General features: G+C 69.4%; 24 protein-coding genes. 10 read left to right on the top strand and 14 right to left on the bottom strand.

Annotated features, from left to right (window positions below; translation table 11 throughout):
* Window positions 1–21 precede the first annotated feature (21 nt).
* Window positions 22–306, top strand: a complete 285-nt coding sequence (locus PKO50_RS03885) for a DUF3509 domain-containing protein (RefSeq protein ID WP_089391444.1) — start codon at window positions 22–24, stop codon at window positions 304–306.
* A gap of 59 nt (window positions 307–365) precedes the next feature.
* Here PKO50_RS03885 and PKO50_RS03890 read toward each other — a convergent pair whose 3' ends face one another.
* Window positions 366–689, bottom strand: a complete 324-nt coding sequence (locus tag PKO50_RS03890; RefSeq protein WP_275628866.1) for a hypothetical protein — start codon at window positions 687–689, stop codon at window positions 366–368.
* Window positions 690–1,206: 517 nt separating this feature from the next.
* Window positions 1,207–2,406, bottom strand: coding sequence for a CaiB/BaiF CoA-transferase family protein (locus PKO50_RS03895; protein ID WP_275628867.1), 1,200 nt, complete (start codon window positions 2,404–2,406; stop codon window positions 1,207–1,209).
* A gap of 250 nt (window positions 2,407–2,656) precedes the next feature.
* Here PKO50_RS03895 and PKO50_RS03900 point away from each other — a divergent pair, with 250 nt between their 5' ends.
* From PKO50_RS03900 to recJ, 3 genes are all read left to right on the top strand, one after another.
* Window positions 2,657–3,829, top strand: coding sequence for a GGDEF domain-containing protein (locus PKO50_RS03900; protein ID WP_109935035.1), 1,173 nt, complete (start codon window positions 2,657–2,659; stop codon window positions 3,827–3,829).
* A gap of 69 nt (window positions 3,830–3,898) precedes the next feature.
* The gene (locus tag PKO50_RS03905) at window positions 3,899–4,438 is read left to right on the top strand and encodes a YaeQ family protein (RefSeq protein ID WP_109935036.1); all 540 of its coding nucleotides are present in this window, start codon (window positions 3,899–3,901) and stop codon (window positions 4,436–4,438) included.
* 29 nt (window positions 4,439–4,467) lie between these two features.
* Complete coding sequence (gene recJ / locus PKO50_RS03910) at window positions 4,468–6,183, top strand: single-stranded-DNA-specific exonuclease RecJ (protein ID WP_275628868.1); 1,716 nt, start codon at window positions 4,468–4,470, stop codon at window positions 6,181–6,183.
* Between the two features lie 122 nt (window positions 6,184–6,305).
* Here recJ and PKO50_RS03915 read toward each other — a convergent pair whose 3' ends face one another.
* From PKO50_RS03915 to PKO50_RS03930, 4 genes are read right to left on the bottom strand one after another with little or no spacing between them, the layout of a single operon-like run.
* On the bottom strand, window positions 6,306–7,823 hold the full coding sequence (locus PKO50_RS03915; RefSeq protein WP_109935038.1) for a tripartite tricarboxylate transporter permease: 1,518 nt from the start codon (window positions 7,821–7,823) through the stop codon (window positions 6,306–6,308).
* Window positions 7,824–7,833: 10 nt separating this feature from the next.
* Window positions 7,834–8,304: a tripartite tricarboxylate transporter TctB family protein gene (locus PKO50_RS03920; RefSeq protein ID WP_109935039.1), complete on the bottom strand. Its 471-nt coding sequence runs from the start codon at window positions 8,302–8,304 to the stop codon at window positions 7,834–7,836.
* Between the two features lie 17 nt (window positions 8,305–8,321).
* The gene (locus tag PKO50_RS03925) at window positions 8,322–9,299 is read right to left on the bottom strand and encodes a tripartite tricarboxylate transporter substrate binding protein (protein ID WP_275628869.1); all 978 of its coding nucleotides are present in this window, start codon (window positions 9,297–9,299) and stop codon (window positions 8,322–8,324) included.
* A 25-nt stretch (window positions 9,300–9,324) separates the two neighbouring features.
* Window positions 9,325–10,617 carry an OprD family porin gene (locus PKO50_RS03930; protein WP_275628870.1) on the bottom strand — a complete coding sequence of 431 codons (1,293 nt, stop codon included), beginning with the start codon at window positions 10,615–10,617 and terminating at the stop codon, window positions 9,325–9,327.
* Between the two features lie 184 nt (window positions 10,618–10,801).
* Between PKO50_RS03930 and PKO50_RS03935 the strand changes: the two genes are divergently transcribed.
* A complete protein-coding gene (locus PKO50_RS03935) occupies window positions 10,802–11,473 on the top strand; it encodes a response regulator (RefSeq protein ID WP_089391454.1) in 672 nt (223 codons plus the stop codon).
* Window positions 11,474–11,492: 19 nt separating this feature from the next.
* Window positions 11,493–12,881 (top strand): sensor histidine kinase, encoded by a 1,389-nt coding sequence (locus tag PKO50_RS03940; protein WP_275630424.1) that lies wholly within the window; start codon window positions 11,493–11,495, stop codon window positions 12,879–12,881.
* A 341-nt stretch (window positions 12,882–13,222) separates the two neighbouring features.
* Here the strand turns inward: PKO50_RS03940 and PKO50_RS03945 are convergent, their stop codons facing one another.
* Both PKO50_RS03945 and PKO50_RS03950 read right to left on the bottom strand, forming a co-directional pair.
* Window positions 13,223–14,059 (bottom strand): HDOD domain-containing protein, encoded by an 837-nt coding sequence (locus tag PKO50_RS03945; RefSeq protein WP_089391455.1) that lies wholly within the window; start codon window positions 14,057–14,059, stop codon window positions 13,223–13,225.
* A 48-nt stretch (window positions 14,060–14,107) separates the two neighbouring features.
* Window positions 14,108–15,052 (bottom strand): folate-binding protein, encoded by a 945-nt coding sequence (locus PKO50_RS03950; protein WP_275628871.1) that lies wholly within the window; start codon window positions 15,050–15,052, stop codon window positions 14,108–14,110.
* Between the two features lie 163 nt (window positions 15,053–15,215).
* Between PKO50_RS03950 and PKO50_RS03955 the strand changes: the two genes are divergently transcribed.
* Together PKO50_RS03955 and PKO50_RS03960 are read left to right on the top strand one after the other, a co-directional pair.
* Window positions 15,216–15,470 carry a succinate dehydrogenase assembly factor 2 gene (locus tag PKO50_RS03955; RefSeq protein WP_089391457.1) on the top strand — a complete coding sequence of 85 codons (255 nt, stop codon included), beginning with the start codon at window positions 15,216–15,218 and terminating at the stop codon, window positions 15,468–15,470.
* On the top strand, window positions 15,454–15,906 hold the full coding sequence (locus PKO50_RS03960; protein ID WP_275628872.1) for a protein YgfX: 453 nt from the start codon (window positions 15,454–15,456) through the stop codon (window positions 15,904–15,906). The genes PKO50_RS03955 and PKO50_RS03960 overlap by 17 nt, the downstream gene beginning before the upstream one ends.
* 2 nt (window positions 15,907–15,908) lie before the next feature.
* Here the strand turns inward: PKO50_RS03960 and pdxA are convergent, their stop codons facing one another.
* The 6 genes from pdxA to nadB all read right to left on the bottom strand — a co-directional run bounded on the left by pdxA (window position 15,909) and on the right by nadB (window position 21,841).
* Window positions 15,909–16,910, bottom strand: a complete 1,002-nt coding sequence (gene pdxA, locus PKO50_RS03965; protein ID WP_275628873.1) for a 4-hydroxythreonine-4-phosphate dehydrogenase PdxA — start codon at window positions 16,908–16,910, stop codon at window positions 15,909–15,911.
* A gap of 18 nt (window positions 16,911–16,928) precedes the next feature.
* The gene (locus tag PKO50_RS03970) at window positions 16,929–18,176 is read right to left on the bottom strand and encodes a four-carbon acid sugar kinase family protein (RefSeq protein WP_275628874.1); all 1,248 of its coding nucleotides are present in this window, start codon (window positions 18,174–18,176) and stop codon (window positions 16,929–16,931) included.
* A complete protein-coding gene (locus tag PKO50_RS03975) occupies window positions 18,173–18,736 on the bottom strand; it encodes a 2-keto-3-deoxygluconate permease (protein ID WP_275628875.1) in 564 nt (187 codons plus the stop codon). Before PKO50_RS03975 ends, PKO50_RS03970 begins: the two co-directional genes overlap by 4 nt.
* Window positions 18,736–19,176, bottom strand: coding sequence for a 2-keto-3-deoxygluconate permease (locus PKO50_RS03980; RefSeq protein WP_275628876.1), 441 nt, complete (start codon window positions 19,174–19,176; stop codon window positions 18,736–18,738). The genes PKO50_RS03975 and PKO50_RS03980 overlap by 1 nt, the downstream gene beginning before the upstream one ends.
* Window positions 19,177–19,386: 210 nt before the next feature.
* Complete coding sequence (locus PKO50_RS03985) at window positions 19,387–20,163, bottom strand: DeoR/GlpR family DNA-binding transcription regulator (protein ID WP_275628877.1); 777 nt, start codon at window positions 20,161–20,163, stop codon at window positions 19,387–19,389.
* Window positions 20,164–20,236: 73 nt separating this feature from the next.
* A complete protein-coding gene (gene nadB, locus PKO50_RS03990; RefSeq protein ID WP_089391463.1) occupies window positions 20,237–21,841 on the bottom strand; it encodes an L-aspartate oxidase in 1,605 nt (534 codons plus the stop codon).
* Between the two features lie 393 nt (window positions 21,842–22,234).
* Here nadB and rpoE point away from each other — a divergent pair, with 393 nt between their 5' ends.
* Both rpoE and PKO50_RS04000 read left to right on the top strand, forming a co-directional pair.
* Entirely contained in the window at window positions 22,235–22,822 is a 588-nt protein-coding gene (gene rpoE / locus PKO50_RS03995) for an RNA polymerase sigma factor RpoE (protein WP_009616435.1), read from the top strand.
* A 30-nt stretch (window positions 22,823–22,852) separates the two neighbouring features.
* Window positions 22,853–23,440, top strand: a complete 588-nt coding sequence (locus PKO50_RS04000) for an RseA family anti-sigma factor (RefSeq protein WP_074978839.1) — start codon at window positions 22,853–22,855, stop codon at window positions 23,438–23,440.
* Window positions 23,441–23,447 lie beyond the last annotated feature (7 nt).

The following is a 23,447-nucleotide window of genomic DNA, read 5'->3' on the forward strand; positions in this document are numbered from 1 at the left end:
GTTGTATCCCAGGAGAACCCCATGGACCGACTCGAGCCCCTGCTCGCAGCCATCTTCAGCCAATACGCCCACGATCTCGGACCCGCGCGTCCGGACGGTGGCCGGGTGCTGAGCCTGAGCACCTCCGAAGGCGAGGTCGTCCTGCGTCGCGTCCTCAGTGGCGACCAACTGGCCGACGAGCGCAATTGCCAGGAAGCGCTGGAGGCCATCAGCCGCGACCTGGCGGTCCAGGAGGGGCGGATCTGCAACGACGTCATCCACGCCCTGCGCCAGCGCGCCGCCCAGGTGCTCAGCTACGACGCCTGAGCCCGCCAGCTCCATCGAGGATGCCGCCGCCCCGGCCCGGGGCGGCGGCATTCGCGTTTCTACAGCCGCCCGCATTGCACCAGACGGGCGCGGATGGCCCCGGTGGTGCGGCCATGGGCGCGGGCGATGGCGGTGACAGCTTCGCCCTCGTCGAAGCGCTGCAACAGGGCCTGTTCCTCTTCCTCGTTCCAGGGCTTGCCGGCCTGCTCCGGGCTCGGGCGCACCTTGCCCTGGGCTTCGAGGGCCTGGATGGCCTGGAACAGCGCGCGGATCACCTCCGGCGCCTGGCAGGCATCGCCGCCGGGAAGGGCTTGCCCGGTGCGCGGATCGAGGCCGTGGGCCAGCTTGCGCAGCGTGTCCAGGCAATGCGGGTTCGTTTCCATGAAGCCGTCTCCTCTGCGGAGCGTCCGGAATGGACGCCGAAAGGATCAGGTAGTGGATTTCCTGGTGCGGATCAGTCGGCCCGGTCGCTTTTCCCTGTAGGAGCGAGCTTGCTCGCGAACCCAAGCCCGGCCCGCCCGCCAGCCTAACCGGCGAGCGACGTGCTGTTCGGCCACTGCGGACAGCCCCTCTCCCGCTTGCGGGAGAGGGGGCCGTTGGGCAGAACGAATGGCCATGGAGTCAGCCGGGTGCCGTTCGCGAGCAAGCTCGCTCCTACGAGAGCGGGTGTGCAGGATGACTGCTTGGTTTCGCTTGACGCCGAACGGCTCCCTCTCCCTTCAGGGAGAGGGCTGGGGAGAGGGTTGCGGACGTCGACGACACACCGATGCTGGGCTTGACTCCGCACCCCCTCCCTAACCCTCCCCCGCAAGCGGGAGAGGGGACCGTTGGGCAGAACGACAGGCCATGGAGTCAGCCGGTATAGCCCCGTTCGCAAGCTCGCTCCTGCAGGGGCGCGGTTCAGACCGCCCCATCACGCCGCAGCGCGGCGATCTGTTCGGGGTCGTAGCCCAGTTCCGCCAGGATCGCGTCGTTGTGCTCGCCCAGCTTCGGGCCTATCCACTCGGCCGAGCCGGGGGTTTCCGAGAGCTTGGGCACTATGCCGGGCATCTTGAAGGGCTTGCCGTCCGGCAGCTTCGCCGAGAGGAACATCTCGCGGGCGAGGAATTGCGGATCGCTGAACATGTCCTCGGCGGAGTAGATGCGGCTGGCCGGCACCTCGGCCGCGTTCAGCACCTTCAGCACCTCTTCCTGAGGCAGTGAGCGGGCCCAGCGGTCGATCACCCCGTACAGCTCGTCGCGCCGGGCGTCGCGGCCGTCGTTGCCGGCCAGCTGCGGGTCGTCGGCCAGGTCCTGGCGGCCGATGGCGAGCATGAAGCGGCGGAAGATGGCGTCGCCGTTGGCGGCGATCTGCACGTGCCTGCCGTCGGCGGTGGTGTGCACCGAGGAGGGGGTGATGCCGGGCATGATGTTGCCGCTGCGCTCGCGGATGAAGCCGAACACGTCGAACTCCGGGACCATGGACTCCATCATGGCGAACACCGCCTCGTACAGCGCCACGTCCACCACCTGGCCCTGGCCGCCGTTGACCTCGCGGTGGCGCAGGGCCATGAGCGCGCCTATGACGCCCCACAGGGCGGCGATGGAGTCGCCGATGGAAATGCCGGTGCGCACCGGCGGGCGGTCCTCGAAGCCGGTGATGTAGCGCAGCCCGCCCATGGATTCGCCCACCGCGCCGAAGCCCGGCTGGTCCTTGCAGGGGCCGCTCTGGCCGAAGCCGGAAAGGCGCACCATCACCAGCCTGGGGTTCAGCGCGTGGAGCACGTCCCAGCCCAGGCCGAGCTTCTCCAGCACGCCGGGGCGGAAGTTCTCGATCAGGATGTCGGCCTCGGCCAGGAGCTTCTTCAGTACCTCGCGGCCGGCTTCCTGCTTGAGATTGAGGGTCAGCGAGCGCTTGTTGCGCGCCTGCACGAACCACCACAGCGAGGTGCCTTCGTAGAGCTTGCGCCACTTGCGCAGCGGGTCGCCGCCGTCGGGCGATTCGATCTTGGTGACTTGCGCGCCGAACTCGGCGCACAGGCGCGCGGCGAAGGGGCCGGCGATCAGGGTGCCGAGCTCCACGACCTTGAGGCCGGCGAGGGGTTTGGCGGTGGCGTTCATCGGGTGTTCCGTCGGTCGGGCAGTGTGGGGCGACTCTAGCGTGGCTCGCGGCCGACGGGTAGCCCGGTGGCGCGGGCAAAGCTGACCGATCGGTTGTGAAGGCGTTCCGCGATCGGCTCCGGGCGCGTAGAGTAGGGAGCATTCCCACACTTTTTTCAGGCCGGCCCGGGTATCCGCTCATGCGTGCCGTTGATCTTCCTCCTTCTGCCGACCCCACGTCGCCTGCGCCCCGGATGCCGAAGGAGGGCGCATGTCGCTGAGCCTGCCCACCCTGCTGCTGGTGGACCTCTACATCCTCGCCCTGGTCGGGGTGCTGATGTTCTTCGCCTGGTACGGCGGGCGCCGCGAGCCGACCCTCGGCTACATGGCCGGCATGCTCCTGCTCGGGGCACTGTCCACCTTCCTCATCGCCCTGCGCAGCTTCGGCCTGGAGATGCTGGCCATCGTCGCCGGCAACGTGGTGGTGATGCTTTCCTGCGCGCTGCTGTGGACCAGCATGCGCGTGTTCGCCGGGCGCGCGCCCTACTGGCCCGGCGTGGCCGCGGGGGCCGTGCTCTGGCTGCTGCTGTGCCTGTGGCCGGCCTTCCTGCACTCGATGGTCGCGCGCATCCAGGTCCACTCGGCGCTGACCGTGGTCTACTGCCTGCTCGCCGCCGCCGAGCTGTGGCGCAGCCGCCGGCGCCTGGAAGTGCCGCTGCGGCCGACCCTGGCCCTGCTGCTGTTCCACGCGGGCTTCTATACCCTGCGCATCTTCGTCGACCGCGGCGCGGTGCCGGGCGAGCCCTCGGGCACCTACACCACCCTGTTCACCCTGCTGGTGTTCGAGACCATGCTGGTCGCCGTTGGCCTGGCCTTCACCACCCTGACAATGGTCAAGGACCGTGCCGAGCTGAAGTTCCGCTCGGCGGCCCTGAGCGACCCCCTGACCGGCATCGGCAACCGCCGCGCCTTCATGGATTCCGGCGAGCGCCTGCTGCGCCTGTGCGCCGAACGCGGCGAGCCGGTGGCGCTGCTGGTCTGCGACCTGGACAACTTCAAGCGCCTCAACGATGCCTACGGCCACCCGGTGGGCGACCGCGCCCTGCAGGAGTTCAGCCGCATCACCGCCTCGCGCATGCGCCGCCAGGACGTGTTCGGGCGCATCGGCGGCGAGGAGTTCGCCTGCCTGCTGACCGGGGCCGGCACCGAGGCCGCCTGCCAGGTGGCCGAACGCATCCGCCGGGAGTTCGCCGAGGTTCCGTTCGTCGGTGAGGGCCTGCTCAGCGTCAGTATCGGCGTGGCCACCAGCGAGGAGGGCGGCTACGAGCTGGCGCGGCTGCTGTCGCTGGCCGACCAGGCGCTGTACCTGGCCAAGGCCAAGGGCCGCAACCGCATCGAGCTGTCGGCCTCCCGCCCGGGGCACGAAGGCCGCGGCCACCGCTGAGCGCGACGGGGGCGGCAGGGCGGGCGCAATCGGGGTAGACTTGCCGCCTTCGCATCGCTGGGATAGACCATGGCCCTCTCCGCCACCCCCTACAAGGCCGACATCAGCCTCACCGACCTGGACCGCGGCGTCTACGAGACCCTGCGCTTCACCGTCGCCCGCCACCCCTCGGAAACCGAGGAGCGCCTGGCGGTCCGCCTGCTTGCCTTCGTGCTCTGGTACAACGAGCAGTTGGCCTTCGGCCGGGGCCTGTCGGACGTCGAGGAGCCGTCGCTGTGGGAGAAGAGCCTGGACGACCGCATCCTGCACTGGATCGAGGTCGGCCAGCCGGACAGCGAGCGCCTGGTGTGGTGCTCGCGGCGTTGCGAAAGACTCTCGCTGCTGGCCTACGGCAACCTGCGCGTATGGACCACCAAGGTCCTCGACGGCGTGCGCCACCTGAAGAATCTCAATGTCGCCGCCGTCCCCCAGGAGCCCCTGGAGGAACTGGCCCGCGACCTGCCGCGTTCGATCAACTGGACCGTGATGATCAGCGAGGGGACGATCTTCGTCACCGACGAGAACGGCCAGCACGAACTGCAATTGGAATGGCTGATGGGCGAGCGATAAAAGCCGCCGGAAAGGACACTGTACGACCGATGCGCATCGACCCCCGCCCGCTGCCGGAAACCCTGCCCGACCTCGGCGACCTGCCGCCGCTGCTCACCCGCCTGTACGCCGCCCGTGGCGTGAAGTCCGCCGAGGAGCTGGACAAGGGCCTGGCGCGGCTGATCCCGTACCGCCAGCTCAAGGGCATCGACGCCGCCGTCGAGCTGCTGGTCGACGCCTTGCAGAAGCGCCAGCGCATCCTCTACGTCGGCGACTTCGACGCCGACGGCGCCACCGCCAGCAGTGTCGGCGTGCTGGCCCTGCGCCTGCTCGGCGCGGCCTGGGTCGACTACCTGGTGCCGAACCGTTTCGAATACGGCTACGGCCTGACCCCGGAAATCGTCGCGGTCGCCCTGGAGAAACGCCCGGAGCTGTTGGTCACCGTGGACAACGGTATCTCCAGCATCGACGGCGTGGCCGCGGCCAAGGCCGCCGGGCTGCGTGTGCTGGTCACCGACCACCACCTGCCGGGCCCGGAGCTGCCGGTTGCGGACGCCATCGTCAACCCCAACCAGCCGGGCTGCGAATTCCCCAGCAAGGCGATGGCCGGGGTCGGGGTGATCTTCTACGTGATGCTCGCCCTGCGCGCGCGCCTGCGCGAGCTGGACTGGTTCGCCCGCAGCGGCACGCCGGAGCCGAACCTGGCCGAGCTGCTCGACCTGGTGGCCCTGGGCAGCGTCGCCGACGTGGTGCCGCTGGACGCCAACAACCGCATCCTGGTGCACCAGGGCCTGGCGCGCATCCGCGCCGGCCGCGCCCGCCCGGGCCTGCGTGCGCTGCTGGAAGTGGCCGGGCGCGATGCCCGGCGCATCACCTCCACCGACCTGGGCTTCATCCTCGGCCCGCGGCTCAACGCGGCCGGGCGCCTGGACGACATGTCCCTGGGCATCGAGTGCCTGCTCTGCGAGGACGAGGCCCTGGCCCGCGACATGGCGGTGCAGCTCGACCAGCTCAACCAGGACCGCAAGGCCATCGAGCAGGGCATGCAGCGCGAGGCGCTGGCCCAGCTCAAGGAACTGCCGGTGGAGGAAATGCCCTTCGGCCTGTGCCTGTTCGACCCGGACTGGCACCAGGGGGTGATCGGCATCCTCGCCTCGCGCCTGAAGGAGCGCTACCACCGCCCGACCATCGCCTTCGCCGACGCCGGCGACGGCAGCCTCAAGGGCTCGGCCCGCTCGGTGCCCGGCCTGCATATCCGCGACGCCCTGGACGCAGTGGCCGCGCGCCACCCGGGGCTGATCAGCAAGTTCGGCGGCCATGCCATGGCAGCCGGCCTGTCGCTGCCCCAGGGGCATTTCGGCGCCTTCGCCGCGGCCTTCGACGCCGAGGTGCGCCGCCAGCTCAGCGAGGACGACCTCACCGGGCGCATCCTCTCCGACGGCCAGCTGAGCCTGACCGAGTTCCACCTGGAACTGGCCCGCGCCCTGCGCCAGGCCGGCCCCTGGGGCCAGCACTTCCCCGAGCCGTTGTTCCATGGGGTGTTCCAGATCGTCCAGCAGCGCATCGTCGGCGAACGCCACCTGAAGCTGGTGCTCAAGACCGAGTGCGGCTCGCTGCAACTGGACGGCATCGCCTTCAACGTCGACCGCGAGGTCTGGCCGAACCCGACGGTGCGCTGGGCGGAGATGGCCTACAAGCTGGACGTCAACGAATTCCGCGGCAACGAGAGCGTGCAGCTGATGGTGGTGCACCTGGCGCCGCGCTGACCCGCCAGCGCCTCCCATCGCAGGGTTTACGAGCGCCAGCTGCAGACAAAAAGAGACCCGCGCAAGGCGGGTCTGAAATCGCCGCAGGAGAGAACGCGGCGAGCGTGGTTCTTCTTCCGGGCTCAGGCGCTGGCCGGCTGCGCGCCGCGGCGGGCCAGGCGGCGGCGCCAGGCGCGGTACAGCGGCAGGCAGAGCATCGCCGCCACCAGGGCCCAGGTGCCGATGGCGATGGGGCTGGACCAGAGGATGCCCAGCTCGCCGTTGGAGATCGACAGCGCGCGGCGCAGGTTCTGCTCCATCAGCCCGCCGAGGATGAAGCCCAGCAGCAGCGGCGAGAGCGGGAAGTCGAGCTTGCGCAGGATGTAGCCGAGGATGCCGATGGCGACCATCAGGAACAGGTCGAAGGTGGTGGCGTGCACGGCGTACACGCCGATCGCGGTGATGATCGCGATGCCCGGCACCAGCGCCCAGTTCGGCACCGCGAGGATGCGGGTGAACACCCGGACCATGGGCACGTTGAGGATGATCAGCATCAGGTTGGCGATGAACAGCGAGGCGATCAGGCCCCAGACGATGGTCGGCTGCTCCTGGAACAGCAGTGGGCCGGGGGTGATGTTGTACAGGCTGAGCGCGCCGATCATCACCGCCGTGGTGCCCGAGCCGGGCACGCCGAGGGTCAGCATGGGCACCAGGGCGCCGCAGGCGGAGGCGCCGATGGCGGTTTCCGGGGCGGCCAGGCCGCGCATGTCGCCCTGGCCGAACTTGCCCTTCTCGCCGGCGTAGCGTTTCTCGGTCATGTAGGCCACCGCGCTGGCCAGGGTGGCGCCGGCGCCGGGCAGCACGCCCATGACGAAGCCGAGCAGGCCGCAGCGCAGGTTGACCACGAATACCGAGGCGGCTTCCTTGAGGTTGAACAGCATGCGCCCGCTGGCTTCCACGGCCTTGTGCCCGTGGTGGGTCTTCTCCAGCAGCAGGAGGATCTCGCTGACCGAGAACAGGCCCAGCACCAGGACCACGAACTGGATGCCGTCGGCCACGTGGATGCTGTCGAAGGTGAAGCGATACACGCCGCTGTTGGCGTCGATGCCGACGCTGGACAGGAACAGCCCGAGCAGCGCCGCCAGCAGCGTCTTCAGCGGGCGGTCGCCGGCCAGGCCGCCGAGCGCGACTATGGCGAAGACCATCAGCACGAAGTATTCCGCCGGGCCGAAGGCGATCGCCCAGTTCGCCAGCAGCGGGGCGAACAGCACCATGCCGCAGGTGGCGATGAAGGCGCCGATGAACGAGCTCCAGGCCGACAGCGACAGGGCCACGCCGGCCAGGCCCTGGCGCGCCATGGGGTAGCCGTCGAGGGTGGTCATCACGGTGGAGGCCTCGCCGGGGATGTTCAGCAGGATCGAGGAGATCCGCCCGCCGTATTCGCAGCCCAGGTAGACCGCGGCCAGCAGGATCAGCGCCGACTCCGGCGGCAGGCCGAGGGCGAAGGCCACCGGGATCAGCAGGGCCACGCCGTTGATCGGGCCAAGGCCCGGGAGCAGGCCGACCACGGTGCCGATCAGCGTGCCGATCAGCGCGGTGATCAGGTTGTAGGGGCTCAGGGCGACGCCGAAGCCCTGCCCGAGATAGCTCAGGGTATCCATGACGGTGTCCTCAGAAGGGCAGGAAGTCGAGCACGCCCCGCGGCAGCGGGACGTCCAGGGTGCGGTCGAAGAGCAGGTACAGGCCGATGCTCAGCAGCGTGCAGGTGGCCACGCTGACGGCCGGCCTGCCGCCGTAGAGCAGGGCGATGAAGCTGCCCACCAGGGCGCTGGCGAGGATGAAGCCCAGCGGCTCGAAGAGCCCGGCGTAGACCAGCAGCAGGCCGACGCACGCCACCACCTTGCGCAGCAGCGCGCCTTCCAGCGGCTGCTCGTCGTCGTGGCGCACCGGCGTGGGCCGCAGGATCAGCCAGGCCAGGCCGATCGCCATCAGCGCCAGGCACAGCAGCGGGTAGGCGCGCGGGCCCACCGGTTCGTAGGAGAAGGGCGCCTGGTAGTCCCAGGCGATGGCCGCAAGGCCGAGGCAGGCCAGCAGCCAGGCACCGGCGAACAGCCGCTGCGGCAGCGAGTGGGGGGCGTGCATGTCGGGAACCTCGCAGCTTACTGGATCAGGCCGAAGTCATGGGCCATCTGGCGGTAGCGGGCGACCTGCTGCTTGACGTAGCTGTCCAGCTCCGGCCCGGTCATGGCGAAGGGGAACAGCTCGCGCTGGTCGCGCAGCCTGGCGAAGTCCTCCGAGGCCAGCAGCTTGTCGAAGGACGCCTTCCAGAACTGGTAGTCCTCGTCGCTGACCTTGGGCCCGACGTAGAAGCCGCGCACCACCGGCCAGACGATGTCGAAGCCCTGCTCCTTGGCGGTGGGGATGCCGGCCATGCCCTCGTCCTGCAGGCGCTCCTCGGAGAACACCGCGAGCAGGCGCATCTTGCCGGCGCGGATGTGCGGCATGGAGTCGGAGATGTCGGTGCTGCCCACCTGGATGTGCCCGCCGAGCAGCGCCGTGGCGATCTCGCCGCCGCCTTCCAGGGCGACGTAGCGCAGCCGCTTCGGGTCGATGCCGGCGGCCTTGGCGATCAGCGCGGTCTGCATCCAGTCCTGGCTGCCGACGGTGCCGCCGGAGCCGATCACCACCTTGCCCGGGTCGGCCTTGAGCGCGGCCACCAGGTCGGCGAGGTTCTTGTAGGGCGAATCGTTGCGCACGGCGATGGCGCCGTAGCTGGTGCCGATGGCCGCCAGCCACTTCACCGCGTTCTCGTCGTAGCGGCCGAACTTGCCCTGGGCCAGGTTCAGCAGCGAGCCGCTGGAGAAGGCGGTGATGCTGTTGCCGTCGGCCGGGCGCTGGGCCACCACGGCGTTGTAGGCCACCGCGCCGACGCCGCCGGGCATGTAGGTGACGCGCATCGGGCTGGACAGCAGCTTCTCGTCCAGCAGGGCGCTCTGCGCCAGCTTGCAGGTCAGGTCGAAGCCGCCGCCGGGGGCGGCCGGGGCGATGCATTCCGGGCGCTTGGGCTCGGCCTGGGCGGCGCCGGCGAGCAGCGCGGCGGCGGCGAGGAGCAGGGGAAGGGTATGGAGCTTGGTCATCTTCGGGGCCTCTTCTTGTTGTTGTTTACCAGATCGCCAGGGAATAGGTGAGATAGACGCGGGTTTCGTCGGCGTTGCGCGCGAAGTTGGAACGGTAGGTGGCGTTGCGCAGGCGCACACCGAAGTCCTTCAGCGGGCCGCTCTGCACCACGTACTTGAGGTCGGTGTTGCGTTCCCACTCGCGGCCTTCGCCGGCGCGGCCGTTGATCTCGGCGTTGTCGCCCTTGAGGTAGCGGTTCATCAGGGTCAGGCCGGGCAGGCCGAACACGGCGAAGTCGAAATCGTGGCGCAGCTGCCAGGAGCGTTCCTTGGCTTCGGCGAAGTCGCCGACCTGGACAAAGTTCACCAGGTAGGGGTTGCTGCCGTCGATGTAGGGGAAGGCGCTGTCGCCATCCATCTGCTGCCAGCCGACGCTGAACTTGTTGGCGCCGATGGCGTAGCCGAGCATGGCGTTGAAGGCGCGGTTGTCGATGCTGCCGCCGCGGGCGGCGCCGTCGTCGTCGCTGATCGCCAGGCGCCAGTCGCTGGTCAGCTTGCCGTCGCCCAGCTTGTGGCTGGTGAGCAGGCCGACGAAGTGCTGGCGGTACACCTCGTCCAGCTCGGCGTAGTGGTAGCGGCCGGTGAAGTGGTCGTCGAACTTGTAGTCGCCGCCGGCCAGGTCGTAGTGCTCGCCGGCCACGGTGCCGGTGAAGCGCTTGTTCTTGTTGTTCAGCGCCAGGTCCTGGGCGTCGGTGGAGTCGCGGTCGATGGCCTTCTCCAGGCGCCCGCCGGTGAAGGCCAGGCCGGGCAGGTCGCGGGACTCCAGCAGGCCGCCCTCGAAGATCTGCGGGAACAGGCGGCTGTCGTTGGGCTGCAGGGTGGGCAGGTCGGGGACCAGGCTGCCGAGCCTGAGTTCGGTCTGCGAGACCTTGAACTTGGCGGTCAGCCCGAGCTTGCCGTACTCGTCGGCGGCGCGGCCGTCGTCGTGGGTGGGCAGCAGGCCGCTGCCGGTGCGGTCGGGGCTGGAGTCGAGCTTCAGGCCGAGCATGCCCAGGGCGTCCAGGCCGAGGCCGAGGGTGCCGTCGGTATAGCCGGACTGGAAGTCGAGGATGAAACCCTGCGCCCACTCCTCGCGCTTGGACTGGCCGGCGCCGTCGCGGAAGTCGCGGTTGAAGTAGATGTTCTGCGTCTGCAGCTTCAGGCTGCTGTCTTCGATGAAGCCGGCAGCGTCGGCTTCCCCGGCCAGGCCGCCGAGGGCCAGGGCCGCGCCGAAACCGGCGGGGAAGACACGGGAAAAGACGGGATTGGCCCCACGGGCCGGGTGCTGGACAGTCAGCATCGGTGGACTCCATTTCTTGTTCTTGTCTGGATGGCGCCACGCCGCCAACCGATTTGGGGACGATCTTCGTCGTCTGGGGGCCGATCCTAGCGCCGCTGCCTTTCACCAGGCTTTCAGCCGTTCACAGGTGATCACATGCGGTTACACTGCGCGTTCCAACCCCTGCCGAACGAGGAAGACCGCCGTGCGCATCCTTCTGGTCGAAGACCATCCGCAACTGGGCGACAGCGTGCAGCAGGCGCTCAAGGGCGCGGGCTGGACGGTCGACCTGCTGCGCGACGGGGTGGCTGCCGACCTGGCCCTGGCCAGCGAGGAGTACGCCTTGGCCATTCTCGACGTCGGCCTGCCGCGGCTGGACGGCTTCGAGGTGCTGGCGCGCCTGCGCGGCCGCGGCAAGACCCTTCCGGTGCTGATGCTGACCGCCCGCGGCGAGGTCAAGGACCGCGTCCATGGCCTGAACCTCGGCGCCGACGACTACCTGGCCAAGCCCTTCGAGCTGAGCGAGCTGGAGGCGCGGGTGAAGGCCCTGCTGCGGCGCAGCGTGCTCGGCGGCGAACAGCAGCAGCGCTGCGGCGAGCTGGTCTATGACCTGGGCGCGCGGCGTTTCAGCCTGGCCGGCGAGCCCTTGACCCTGACGTCCCGCGAGCAGGCCGTGCTGGAAGCGCTGATCGCCCGCCCAGGGCGGGTGCTGAGCAAGGAACAGCTGGCCGCCCAGGTGTTCGGCCTGGACCAGGACGCCAGCGCCGACGCCATCGAGATCTACGTGCACCGCCTGCGCAAGAAGCTGGAAGGCGGAGCGGTGCGCATCGTCACCTTCCGTGGCCTGGGCTACCTGCTCGAGGCGGTCGATGCCTGAGGCGCCGCGGCGCCTGGCCCTGCCCGGCTCCGGCAGCCTGCGCTGGCGCCTGCTCTGGCGCCTGGGCGGGTTGCTGCTGGTGCTGTTGCTGCTGGGCAGCCTGACCACCTACCAGCGCGCCCGCCACGCCTCGGACATCGCCTACGACCGCACCCTGCTGGCCTCGGCGCGGGACATCGCCGACGGCCTCTACGACAGCGACGGCATGCTGCGCGCCAACGTGCCCTACGTGGCCCTGGACAGCTTCGCCTACGACAGCGCCGGGCGCATCTTCTACCAGGTGATCGACACCCGCGGGCAGTCCATCTCCGGCTACGAGAACCTGCCGGCGCCGCCCTCCGGCACCCCGCGCACCGACGACTACCCGGCGCTGGCGCGCTTCTACGACAGCGAATACCAGGGCCAGGGCGTGCGCGTGGTCAGCCTGCTGCAGCCGGTCAGCCAGCCGACGGTCAACGGCATGGCCGAGATCCGCGTGGCCGAGACCCTCGGCGCGCGCGAGCGCCTGGCCCGCGAGCTGCTCGCCGACACCCTGCTGAACCTGGCGTTGTCGGCGCTGGCCGCGCTGGTCATGGTCTGGTACGCGGTGAGTGCCGGCCTGCGCCCCCTCGACCGCCTGCGCGCGGCCGTGGAGGAGCGCCAGGCGGACGACCTGCGGCCCTTGCCGCAGGTGGCGGTGCAGCGCGAACTGCGCCCGCTGGTGGCGGCGCTGAACCATTTCACCGTGCGCCTGCGTAGCCTGTTCGAGCGCCAGTCGCAGTTCATCGCCGAAGCCTCCCACGAATTGCGCACGCCGCTGGCGGCGCTCAAGGCGCGGCTGGAGCTGGGCCTGCGCGAGCAGGAGCCACGGCGCTGGCGCGAGACACTGGAAGAGGCGGTGCAGTACACCGACCGCGTCACCGGGCTGGCCAACCAGTTGCTGTCGCTGGCGCGGGTGGAAAGCGGCGCGCGGGCCATCGCCGAGGGCGGTGGCGAGGCCATCGAACTGGGGGGCCTGGCGCGGGAGCAGGGCATGGTGCTGGCGCCGCTGGCCCACGCGCGCGGCGTGGCCCTGGCCCTGGAGGCCGAGCGGCCGGTGTGGATCAAGGGCGACCCGACGCTGCTCCACGAACTGCTCGACAACCTGGTGGGCAACGCCCTGGCCCATGCCGCCGGCAACGTGGTGATCCGCGTCGGCCCGCCGGGCGTGCTGGAGGTCGAGGACGACGGCCCGGGCATCCCGGCGGAGGAGCGCGACAAGGTCTTCGGCCGCTTCTACCGCAAGCGCCAGGAGGGCACCGGGCTGGGCCTGGCGATCGTCGGCGAGATCTGCGCCGCGCACCGGGCGCGCATCGAACTGGCCCATGGCGAGTTGGGCGGGTTGCTGGTGCGGGTGAGTTTTCCCGCCGAAGAGCAGCAGGCCGTCTAGGCCCCATCGTTGGCTGGAACACCGGAATGGCGGATAACGCTGTAGGCGTTATGCGCCCTACGGGGAGGAATGCCATGCCTCACAGCAATCTGCAGGAGCGGGCCCTGCCCGCGATTTCGCGCGCAGGGCCCGCTCCTACAGGGGGATGGTGCGGTGGGGTGGCGTAGGAGCGGATCTTATCCGCGAATCGCGCCGGAACGTCCGGCTATCGCGGACAAAGTCCGCTCCTACAGGTCCAGGGAAGCACGGTCGTAGGAGCGGACTCCGTCCGCGATTTCGCGCATAGGGCGCGCTCCTACAAGGGAAACGCCGTGCCGCGTGGGAAGGCCTCTGCCGGCCCGTTACTGCAACATCCCCATCGCCGCTTCCATGGCCGCCGACAGGTCCTCGTCCTCGTTGAGGTTGGCCTGGGGGTCGATGCCCAGCTTGGCGAAGGACGGGATGCTGCTCCAGTCCAGCTCGGTGAAGGGGTGCTGGCTGCCCAGGTAGCTCTGCAGGGTGGCGACCTGGACGATGTCCACGTAGTCGGCCTTGGCGGAGTCGCGGGTGAAGTCCAGGTAGTGGCCGGGCACTTCGGCGATGGGCGCGGGGAATTCCCAGGCCTTGAGGATACGGTCGCCGATGACCGGGTGAATGCGCTCGATCACATGGTTGAGGCTGATGGAGTCGGCCAGCAGCTCGCCGTTCTCCTCGGCGTAGGTGAGGATCGGCAGCACGCCGATCTGGTGCACCAGGCCGGCGAGGGTCGCCTGGTCGGGCATCAGCCGGGTGTAGTGGCGGCACAGCGCGTGGCAGATGCCGGCGACCTCGACGCTCTTGTTCCACACCTCGCGCATCTTGCGGTCGACCACGTCGGAGGTGGCCTGGAACATCTGCTCCATGGCCAGGCCCGTGGCCAGGTTGCTGGTGTAGTTGATGCCCAGGCGGCCGATGGCCATCTGCAGGTCGGTGATTTCCTTGTTGGTGCGCAGCAGCGGGCTGTTCACCACCTTGATGATGCGCGCGGTGAGCGCGGCGTCGTTGCCGATCACCCGGGCCAGGTCATGGATGCTGACGTCCGGGTCCTCCGCCGCCTCGCGTACCCGCAGCGCCACCTCGGGCAGGGTGGGCAGCACCAGTTCGTCGTTGTCGATGGCCCGCAGCAGTTCCTGTTGTACTTTTTCGGCAAGCTTGCTCATGGCGTTTCCTTGAGGGACGCCGGGCTCCCCACCCGGCAGGCGATTCGGTCAGCGCTGGATCTCGCGGTCGCTGTCCAGTACGTAGGGCAGCGTCAGCAGGCGCAGGGCCGGGCCGTCCTCGGCCTGGCCGAGGCGCACGCGGCCGTCGGCCACGGCGTCGTCCTGCAGCACCGCCAGCAGCTCGATGCCTTCGGCGGCACGGGCGGCCAGTACCACTTCGCCGACGCTGCTGCCGTGCACCGGCGAGAACAGCTCGGCGCCCGGCTCGGGCAGCTCGGCGGCGTCCAGCGCCAGGCGGTGCAGGCGGCGCTTGAGGCGGCCGAGGTACTGCATGCGCGCGACGATTTCCTGGCCGGTGTAGCAGCCTTTCCTGAAGCTCACGCCGCCGACCGCCTGCAGGTTGATCATCTGCGGGATGAACAGCTCGCGGGTGGCACCGAAGACCTGGCCGACGCCGGCGCGCACCTGGCCCAGCAGCCAGTCGTTGAGGCTGCCTTCGCCCAGGCTGGCGTCCAGTGCCTCGCGCACTTCGCCGGTGCGCGGGGCCGGTACCCAGAGTTCGGCGCGGCCATGGCCAAGGCTGATCGCCAGCAGGCCGCCGTTGCGCGCAACGCGGTCGGCCTCGGCGGGCAGGTCCAGGCCGAGGCCGGCGAGCACGGCTTCGCCGCCGCTCAGGCCGAAGCGGACCCAGTCGGCGCTGGCGTCGCCCAGGCTGGCCTTGGAGAACACGGCGTATTTCTTAAGCTCCGCCAGTTGCCCTTCCAGCAGCTCGGCGGCCAGCGCCAGCAGGTAGCCGTCGCCCTCGGCGACGATGCGGAAGCTGGAAGTCATGCGCCCCTTGGGCGTGCAGCGGCCGCCCAGGCTCGAGGTGCTGGCGTCGAGGTAGTTGAGGTTGCAGGTCAGCTGGCCCTGCAGGAACTTGGCGGCGTCCACGCCACGGACGGCGAGGACTCCTTCGTGGGTCAGGGCGGTGTAGAACGCGGAATCGGCCATTGCGGGTCGCTGGAAGAAAGTCAGGCTTGCCATGATAGAGCCGGGGCCCGCGCTTGTCAGCGGGTGCCGCCGGGCGAGGGCATGCGTATAATGCCGCTCGCTTCACGGAATCCGGCAGGCGCCGCACCGTGGGGTTTCCGATGTAGCGCCGAGGACCCGCAGAATGACCGACGAAATCGAACTGAAACGACTCTTCTGGCACAGCCGCCGCGGCATGCTGGAGCTGGACGTGCTGCTGGTGCCTTTCGTGCAGGAGGTCTACCCGGGCCTGGACGCCGAGAACCAGGCGCGCTTCCGCAAGCTGCTCGAGTGCGAGGACCAGGACATGTTCGGCTGGTTCATGCAGCGCGGCGAGCCGGAAGACGCCGATCTGCGCCACATCGTGCGCATGATCCTGGCCCGTGTCCAACCGGATTGAGGCCTTCGAATGCCGCTGGCGGCCGTCCCGACGGCTGCTGGTGGCCTACCTGGCGAGCCTGGCGCTCGCCGTGGCGGCGCTGAGCCTGGCCGCCCTTTCCGCCTTCTGGCAGGCCCTGGGCCTGCTGCTCTGCCTGGGCCACGCCCTGTGGGTGCTGCCGCGGCAGGTCCTGCTGCGTAGCCGCCATGCCTACCGCGCCCTGCGCCACGACGCCGACGGCTGGCAGTTGTGGAGCCCGGCCGGCGGCTGGCAGGCGGTGCAACTGCGCGCCGACAGCCTCGCGCTGCCGGCGTTGATCGTGCTGCGTTTCCACCTGCCGGGTAGCCGCCTGGGCCGCGGCCTGTGCCTGCCGCCCGACAGCCTGGCGGCGGAGGCCCACCGCCGCCTGCGCGTGCGGCTGCGCTTCAGCCGCGGCCGCTGGGCGCCGCCGCGCTAGCCTCAGCGCGGTCTGTTCGCCAGTTCCGCGCCCTGGCGCAGCGCCTCCAGCAGGCTGCGTTCGTCGGCGAGCCCCTTGCCGGCGATGTCGAAGGCGGTCCCGTGGTCCACCGAGGTGCGCACCACGTCCAGGCCGACCGTGACGTTCACCCCGGCTTCCAGCCCGAGCACCTTCACCGGGCCGTGCCCCTGGTCGTGGTACATGGCCACCACCAGGTCGAAGTCGCCGCGGCCGGCGCGGTAGAACAGGGTGTCGGCCGGCAACGGGCCGGTGACGTCCAGCCCCCGCGCCTGCAGCAGGCTGACGGCGGGGATGATCTTCTCTTCCTCCTCGCCGTAGCCGAACAGGCCGTTTTCCCCGGCGTGGGGGTTGATGCCGCAGACGCCGATGCGCGGCCGGGGGATGCCGGAGCGTACCAGCGTCGCGTGGCCGCGCTCGATGGTGCGCTGCACCAGGCCGGGCTCGATGCGGCGTATGGCGTCGATGATGCCGATGTGGGTGGTGACGTGGATGACCCGCAGCTTGGGAGCCACCAGCATCATCGAGACCTCGTCGACATTGGTCAGGTGGGCGAGCAGCTCGGTGTGGCCAGGGAACTTGTGGCCGCCGGCATGCAGGGCTTCCTTGTTCAGCGGGGCGGTGCAGATGGCGTCGATCTTCCCGGCCTTGGCCAGCTCCACCGCGCGGGCGATGAACTGGTAGGCCGCATCCCCCGCTACGGGGGACAGCACGCCGAACGGCAGGTCGTCGGGAATGAGGCCGAGGTCGATGCAGTCGATCACGCCCGGCTCGAAGCGGGCGTCGTCGGCATCCTCGATGCGCCGTACCCGGGCCAGCCCGCCGAGCAGCCGGTCGGCCTTCTCCAGACGCTGCGCATCGCCGATAACCAGGGGGCGGCAGAATCGGTGCAGCCCGGCGCTGGCCAGGCTCTTGACGATGATCTCCGGTCCGACGCCGGCCGCGTCGCCCATGGTGATGCCGATTACGGGAAGATAGTTGTTCATGGGTGGGACACTCTGAATTCAGGAGGGGGACTGTTGCGCGTCGTGCAGGTGGCGCCACGCGCGATAGAGGGCTTCGGGGCTGCCGAAGGCGCCGGCCTTGGTGACGATGCCGGGGCGGTGGCCGCCCGCCGGGGCCAGGGGGTGGCTGAGGACGCTGCCGGCCTCGATCTCGCCGACCAGCTGCAGGCCGTCGATGCCGACCGCGCCCAGCATCGCCCGCGCCGTTTCGCCACCGGTGGCGACCAGGCCGCCGACGCGGTGGAAGTGCGGCTTCAGCAGGGCGGCGAGGTTGGCCGAGAGCAGGGCGCCTTCGGCGGGGTCGGGTTGTTCGTCGCGGCCGATGCGCAGCAGCAGGTCCAGGCCTTGTTCGAGCAGCGCGCCCACCTGCGCCTGCCACTCCGGCCAGGCGGGGTGGTCGCTGCCCTGGCGCAGCACCGCCGGTGGCAGGCTGAACGGGAGGATGTCGCTGCGCCGTTGCAGCTCCTCGCATTGGCGGTCGGCGACGGTGGAAAGGCTGCCGGCCAGTACCACGGTCGCCAATTGCGAGGGGGCAGGCTCGGTCTTGCTCGGGACCACCGGAGTAGAGGAGGGCGGCGGCACTTCCCTTATCTGCCTTGCCAGGCCCCCGGAGCCGACCCAGAACGCCCGCAGCTCCGGCTGCGCGGTTTCCCGGGCCAGCAGGCGCAGGTCCTCGGGTGTCTCGGCGTCGAAGATCAGGGCCTGGACACCGCGTTCCTGGGCCGACTGGATGAGCCGGGGCAGTTGCCCGGCCGACTGGCGCAACTGCTCCAGGGCGCAGTGTTCCACGCGCAGCCCGGCGTCGCCGAGCATCCTGGCCATGTCGGCCGGCGCATCGGCATGCTCCAGGCGCCAGGTGTCGGTGCTTTCCAGCGGCGCGCCGTGCACCCGCACCTGGCCGTCGCGCACCGTGCGGCCCATTTCCGGAAAGGCCGGGGCGACCAGCGCCAGGCCCGCCAGGGGATGCAGCGCGGCGACTTCCGCGGCCCAGTTGCCGCGCAGGGTCGAGTCGATCTTCTTGTAGAGCCGCTGGCATGGCCTTGCCAGGGCATGGAAGGCCGCGACGCTGCGCTGCGCGGCCTGTGCCGCGTCCAGGCGGCGGCTGTCGGTATCCACGGCGATGACCTGGACCTGCGCCTGCGTCGGCCGGGCATCGAGCATCACCAGGGTCGGCCAGCCCAGGCTGGCGAACCCTACGGCGCAGTCCGCCGCGCCGGACAGGTCGTCGGCGATGATCAGCATGTTCATCGGGGCGACTCCGGCGCCATCGAGGCGCGCTGCCCGGCGCTTTCGGCCCGCTGCCTGACGCGCTTGGCGAGGGTCGAGACGAGAATGGGCGTGAGGATGGCGGTGACCACCACGCAGGAGGCGACGAGCATGGTGGCGCTGGCGGCGGCCGGGGCGTAGACCGGGTTGGCGGCGGCGACCAGGGCCGGCACCGCCGCGGCATTGCCCGCCGTGGTGGCCGCCGCGGCGCCGGCGACGCCGGTGCCACCGGTCAGGCGGTCGGCGAAGTACAGCGGGATGCCGGTCAGCACCACCACCGCCACGCCCATCAGAAGGCCGAGCACGCCAGCCTGCCAGACCTTGTGCAGGTCCAGGCTGGCGCCCAGGGCGAGGGCGAAGAAGGGGATCAGCACCGGTACCGCCTTGCCGAGGAATTCGCGCATCTCGCGGTCCAGGTTGCCAATGAGAATGCCCAGCAGCAGCGGCAGTATCGCCCCCAGCAAGGTCGGCCAGGGGAACGCCGACAGCCCGGCGACGCCCAGGGTGAGCATGGTCAGGAAGGGGCCGGACTCCAGCGACATCACCGAGTAGGCGCCGACGTCCTCGGGGCGGCCGTACTGCCCATCAGCGCCATGTACAGGCCGCCGTTGGTGTCGTTCATCGCCGCCACCACGGCCAATGTGGACAGGCCGGCGAAGAACCCGGCCGAGATGGGCTGTTCCCCCAGGAACTGGCCGAGCAGGATGCCCAGGAGCATCGCCGTGCCGACCTTGGTGGCGAAGAGCGCGCCGCCCTTCTTCAGCAGGTAGGGCGTGGTGCGCACGTTGATGCTCGCGCCCATGCAGACGTAGAACACCGCGAGTATGGGCAGCGCGCCAGTGAACAGGGCGTTGGTGAAGGAACCGAAGAATTTCGGCGTGTCCGGCGCGAAGGTGGCCACCAGCGAACCGAGCAGCAGCGGGACGATCATCATGCCGCCGGGGATGCGCTCGATCGTGCGCTTGATCGGGATCTGGATCATGGGCAGGTACCTGTTCGTTCTTGTTCGACTTGTTATGGGGAGTGTTTGATCGAAACGCTCATGCATTTGATCGAATCGATCATAAAGATGCGATTTAAAGGACAAGAGCTGCGCAAGTCAATCATGAGTTTGCGCATTTCGATCAAGGGAAGAGGGCTGGTGGACTGCGGGGGCGAAGAGGGAGGGGCCCGCCTCGGCGGGCGGGCTGGCTCAGGCGCCGGCGACGGGGGCCAGTTCGACGGTGGCCGTGGCGAGCAGGCGGAAGGGTTCGAGCGTCCTGTCGTCCGGCGCCGAGGTGATCAGGCGCCATTCCCGCTCCAGCGGCGTCCAGTGCTGCTGGCGCGCGCGCCCCAGCTTCTCGGCGTCGGCCAGTATGTACACTTCGGCGGCCCGCTTGATCACGCATTCCTTGAGGTAAGCCTGCTGGGCGCTGGCTTCGCAGAGGCCCAGCTCGGCGACGACGCCGTCGGCGCCGAGGAAGGCGCGGTCGAAGCTCAGCCGGCTCAGCGATAGTTCCGCCAGCGGGCCGAAGGTGCTCATGCCGGTGCTGCGCAGGTCGCCGCCGATCAGGGTGATCCGCACGCCCGGCGCATTGGCCAGCGCGCTGACCGCCAGCAGGTTGTTGGTGATCACGTGCACGTCCTGCAGCGCGCGCAGGTGCGCCGCCAGCGCCGCGCAGGTGGTGCCGCTGTCGAGGAAGATGCTGTCGCCCTCGCGGATGTGCGCGGCCGCGGCCCGGGCGATTGCCATCTTTTCCTCGCGGTGGCTGGCGTTGCGCTGCTCCAGGGTCGCTTCCGGCTCGTGGGTGCCGATCAGCGCGGTGGCCCCGCCGTGGGTCCGCACCAGCCGTCGCTGCCGGGCCAGCAGGCTGAGGTCGCGGCGCACGGTGGCTTCCGAAACGCCCAGGGCGGCGCCCAGTTCTTCCACGCTGGTGTCGCGGTGGCGAACGAGGTCGAGGATGGCGCGCTGGCGGTCGGTAGGTTTCATGGCGGTCTCGCGGGGTTGTCGGGGCTGCCGGCTGGCCGCTGCGAAGGCCGCCCGCGGTGGCGGGCGGGGCGCTCTAGCGGGGGCTGAGGAGGGTGTCGCGCGCCTCGGGAAGCAGCCCCGGGTAGTCCAGGGTGTAGTGCAGGCCGCGGCTTTCGTGGCGCTGCATGGCCGAGCGGATGATCAGGTCGGCGACCACGGCCAGGTTGCGCAGCTCGATCAGGTCGCGGCTGACCTTGTAGTTGCTGTAGAACTCGTCGATCTCGCTGAGCAGCATCTGCACCCGGTGCTGGGCGCGCTGCAGGCGCTTGTTGGTGCGCACGATGCCGACGTAGTCCCACATGAAGCGCCGCAGTTCGTCCCAGTTGTGCGCGATGATCACGTCCTCGTCCGAGTCGGTGACCTGGCTTGCGTCCCAGCTCGGCAGCGCCGGGGTGGCCGGCGTGCTTTCCAGGCGCGCCTGGATGTCGGCGGCGGCGGAGCGGGCGTAGACGAAGCATTCCAGCAGCGAGTTGCTGGCCATGCGGTTGGCGCCGTGCAGGCCGGTGAAGCTGGTCTCGCCGATGGCGTAGAGGTGCGGCACGTCGGTGTGGCCGTGCTCGTCCACCAGCACGCCGCCGCAGGTGTAGTGGGCGGCCGGCACCACCGGGATGGGCTCGCGGGTGATGTCGATGCCGAAGGTCAGGCAGCGCTCGTACACCGTGGGGAAGTGTTCCTTGATGAACTCGGCCGGCTTGTGGCTGATGTCCAGGTACACGCAGTCCACGCCCAGGCGCTTCATCTCGTGGTCGATGGCGCGCGCCACTATGTCCCGCGGGGCCAGTTCGGCGCGCGGGTCGAAGCGCTTCATGAAGCGCTCGCCGCTGGGCAGGCGCAGGTAGGCGCCTTCGCCGCGCAGCGCCTCGGTGATGAGGAAGCTCTTGGCCTGCGGGTGGTACAGGCAGGTGGGGTGGAACTGGTTGAACTCCAGGTTGCCGACGCGGCAGCCGGCGCGCCAGGCCATGGCGATGCCGTCGCCGGAGTTGCCGTCCGGGTTGCTGGTATAAAGGTAGACCTTGCTGGCGCCGCCGCAGGCGAGCACGGTGAAGCGCGCCGAGAAGGTGTCCACCTCGCCGCTGTCGCGGTTCAGCACGTAGGCGCCGAGGCAGCGCTGGCCGGGCAGGCCGAGCTTGCGTTCGGTGATCAGGTCGACCGCCACCCGCTGCGCCAGCAGCTCGATGTTCGGGCGCTGCCGGGCCTGTTCCAGCAGGGTGTTGAAGATGGCGGCGCCGGTGGCGTCGGCGGCGTGGATGATGCGCCGGTGGCTGTGGCCGCCCTCGCGGGTGAGGTGGAATTCGAAGCCGCTGTCCTCGCGGCCGGCCTCGTTGTCGCGGGTGAAGGGCACGCCCTGGTCGATCAGCCACTGGATGGCCTCGCGGCTGTGCTCGACGGTGAAGCGCACGGCGTCTTCGCGGCACAGGCCGGCGCCGGCGTCCAGGGTGTCCTGCACGTGGGACTCGACGGTGTCGGTATCGTCGAGCACCGCGGCGACGCCGCCCTGGGCCCAGAAGGTCGAGCCCTGGGACAGCTCCCCCTTGCTCAGCACGGCGATGCGCAGGTGCTGCGGCAGCGTCAGGGCCAGGCTGAGGCCTGCGGCCCCGCTGCCGATCACTAGGACGTCGTGATGAAAGTGCTCGCTCATGCCCGGATTCCGATTGGTGGCGGCCTAGTATATAGAAGGGGGATCGGCACAATAGCGGCCCTGTGCCTGCCGCCGTATTTCTGGCGCAAGCCCCGGCGTTCATGCGCCAGGGGCGGCAGGCGGAACTATTTCAGTCTTTCCGGTTCTAACGGTGAATGTCCGAAGCCTTCTTCCAACGGAGTTCCCGAAGGGCGAGAAGGCAGTGGTTGTTCGCCGATTGCAGTGGATTTTCAAGGGCTTGGACAATGGGTCCGGCCGGGTCGCGGCAAAGCGACAAAAAAACTGTGCGGCGTACGCTTGGAGGGGAGAACTTTTGCAAGACATCCGAGTCTATCTTGGCAGAGCGATTCTGCAGGGTGCTCGCAGCTCCTCCGGGCTTGTTGAGGAGTATGCATGCTAACCCAGGAACAGGATCAGCAACTGGTTGAACGGGTACAGCGCGGAGACAAACGGGCTTTCGATCTGCTGGTGCTGAAGTACCAGCACAAGATCCTCGGGCTGATCGTGCGGTTCGTGCACGACGCCCAGGAAGCCCAGGACGTTGCGCAGGAAGCTTTCATCAAGGCCTATCGCGCCTTGGGCAACTTCCGCGGTGACAGTGCCTTCTATACCTGGCTGTACCGGATCGCCATCAATACCGCGAAGAACCACCTGGTGGCGCGCGGTCGGCGGCCTCCGGACAGCGATGTGACAGCCGAGGATGCGGAGTTCTTCGATGGCGACCACGCCCTGAAGGACATCGAATCGCCGGAACGGGCAATGTTGCGGGACGAGATCGAGGAAACGGTCCATCGCACCATCCAGCAACTGCCAGAGGACCTGCGCACGGCATTGACCCTGCGTGAATTCGAGGGATTGAGCTACGAGGATATCGCCACCGTGATGCAATGCCCGGTGGGTACGGTCCGCTCACGGATCTTCCGTGCGCGGGAAGCGATAGACAAAGCCTTGCAGCCGTTGCTGCATGATGAACAGCCCTGAATACGGCGGAACAGCCAAGAGAGGTACGCCATGAGTCGTGAAGCCCTGCAGGAGTCGCTGTCCGCACTGATGGATAACGAAGCGGACGAACTCGAACTGCGCCGGGTACTCGCAGCCTGCGGTGAAGATGCGGAAATGCGTGCCACCTGGTCGCGCTATCAACTGGCCCGGTCGGTGATGCACCGCGAGCCGGTACTGCCCAAGCTGGATATCGCCGCGGCGGTATCGGCGGCGCTGGCCGAAGAGGCCGCCCCGGCCCAGCCGCGGCGCAATCCGTGGCGCAACGTCGGGCGCGTGGCGGTCGCCGCTTCGGTGACACTGGCCGTCCTGGCGGGTGTTCGTCTATACCATCAAAATGATAGCGTTGCTCCGAGCCTGGCCCAGCAAGGCGCCACGCCGCAGATCACCCTGCCGCAGGTGCAGGGCCCGGCGGTACTGGCCGGCTACAACCAGGACGAGGATGCACCGCAGGTCATCACTGGTGGTTCGGGCAGCCCCACCACCTGGCATGAACAGCGTCTTCCGGGGTATCTCCGCCAGCATGCCCAGCAGTCGGCGGTGAACGGTGCCGACAGCGCCCTGCCTTACGCGCGAGCCGCCAGCCTGGAAAGTCGCTGAAACCCGT

It is taken from the genome of Pseudomonas sp. 273 (assembly GCF_029201425.1).
GTDB lineage: Bacteria > Pseudomonadota > Gammaproteobacteria > Pseudomonadales > Pseudomonadaceae > Pseudomonas > Pseudomonas delhiensis.